The sequence below is a fragment of the Streptomyces sp. ActVer genome (assembly GCF_027270795.1).
Lineage (GTDB): Bacteria > Actinomycetota > Actinomycetes > Streptomycetales > Streptomycetaceae > Streptomyces > Streptomyces umbrinus_A.
On record NZ_JAPWHT010000859.1, the window covers coordinates 1 to 1,647 of the forward strand.

1 protein-coding gene and 1 pseudogene are annotated in these 1,647 nt (G+C 71.0%); one reads left to right on the forward strand and one right to left on the reverse strand.

Translation table 11 applies throughout. From position 1 onward, the window contains the following. Positions 1–523, reverse strand: a 523-nt coding sequence (eccD, locus tag O3Q52_RS52845; RefSeq protein WP_269655511.1) for a type VII secretion integral membrane protein EccD, incomplete at its 3' end; no start/stop codon positions are given. 460 nt (positions 524–983) lie between these two features. Here eccD and O3Q52_RS52850 point away from each other — a divergent pair. Continuing rightward, positions 984–1,647: pseudogene (locus O3Q52_RS52850) on the forward strand (secretion protein EccC); the annotation flags it as partial.

A 1,647-nucleotide genomic window follows, 5' to 3' on the forward strand; every position in this document is an offset into this window, starting at 1 on the left:
GACAGGTGGCGCTCGGCCTCGGCACGGAGTTCGGCGGGGGCAGCAGCCCGGTCACGGCCGCGAAGGCGACCGGGGAAAAGCCGGTGCCGTCGGCCCCGGGCCAGAGCACCAGGGCGAGGGCGGCCATCACGGTCGCCACCGCGGAGCCCACCAGGAGGCCGCGGGCAGCCTCCGGGCGCCAGGTCTTCAGCCGCCGGCCCGCGGTGTCGGCTATGCCGTCCACCAGGTCGTCGAGCCGGGCCTCGGGCAGTGCCTCGGTGTGCGGACGCAGGTACAGCACGGCACCGTCGACGAGCCCGGCGCGGGCGAGGGTGGTCTCCTCGTCGAGGGGTGCGTCGCCCAGCAGTTGGAGCACCCAGCCCGCGTGGTCGAGCCCGGCCTCCTCGGCCTCCTCGCCGACATAACGCAGCAGCGTGGGCAGGAGATCGGCGACCGGCACATCGGCCGGCACGGCCAGATCGACGGAGACGCTTGGCGCACGTACGGTCAGGCGGCACAGTTGGGCCACCGCGCTGTCGGTCATCAGCTGAACTCTCGTCTTCCGTGGGGGCTTTGACAGGAGTACTTCTTCCCCAGGAGCGGGGATGTGCGAAGAGTACGGACGGCTCGCGCACGGTCGGGAACCGGGGCTGCCCGACCGGGGGAATTGTGTCCGCGCGACCGGCGACCGCCCTCCCGCGTGGACAGGTCGCGTTCCGTGAATGCAGACTACTGCCTACGCCCGCCGGATCGTGCTGCGGACCGGACTCATTGTCCGGAATGGAGTTGTCCATCACGGGAGTTGACCGTCACCCGATATCCGCTCGAAACATTCACCCGGCGTTCGCCGCCTCGTGCGGGCCCGGAGAATCGGCTCGGTGCGGTCTTTCCCCGCTGCCGGGTGCGCCCGTATTCGGCGCGGGCCGGAAAGCCAGTAAAACCGGAGGTTCTGTTCCTTGAGCGTGGTGCTGTTTCGCCGGCCGGCCCGCAGACGCGGACCGGAGATGCCCGAAGGCCAATTGACCCTTCAGGAGCCACCGGTCCTCGCCGAGACCGTGCCCGACACATCGGCGATATGGACTTATTTGCCGATGGCCCTGATGTCGGTGTCGATGATGCTGATGTTCCTGCGCCCCGGCGGCGGGAACGGCGTCTTCATGTACCTGGCGATGGGCGTCATGGCGCTCTCCGCCGGCGCCATGCTGCTGGGCCAGCTGATGCGCCGCTCCAGCGAGCGCAAGCAGCGCCTGAAGGGCGAACGCCGCGACTACCTCCGCTACCTGGCCCAGATCCGCAAGCGGGTCCGGTCCACCATCACCGAGCAGCAGCGGGCGCTCGCCTGGCGTCACCCCGATCCCGCCGCCCTGCGCTCGCTGGCCCGAACCTCGCGGCTGTGGGAACGGCGCCCGACCGACGAGGACTTCGGCGAGGCCCGGCTCGCGGTCGGTGAACAGCAGCTCGCGCTCACCCTGGAACCGGTCTCCACCCGGCCGGTGGAGGACCTCGAACCCCTCTGCGCGCACGCCCTGCGCCGCTTCATCCGCGCCTACTCCACCATTCCGGAGCAGCCGCTCGGCCTCTACCTTCGCTCGTCGGCCCGGGTGCTGCTGCGCCCGGAGGAGAGCGCCGGCCAGGCGTCCGCCGCGCCGGGCGTCCCGCCGAGATCGG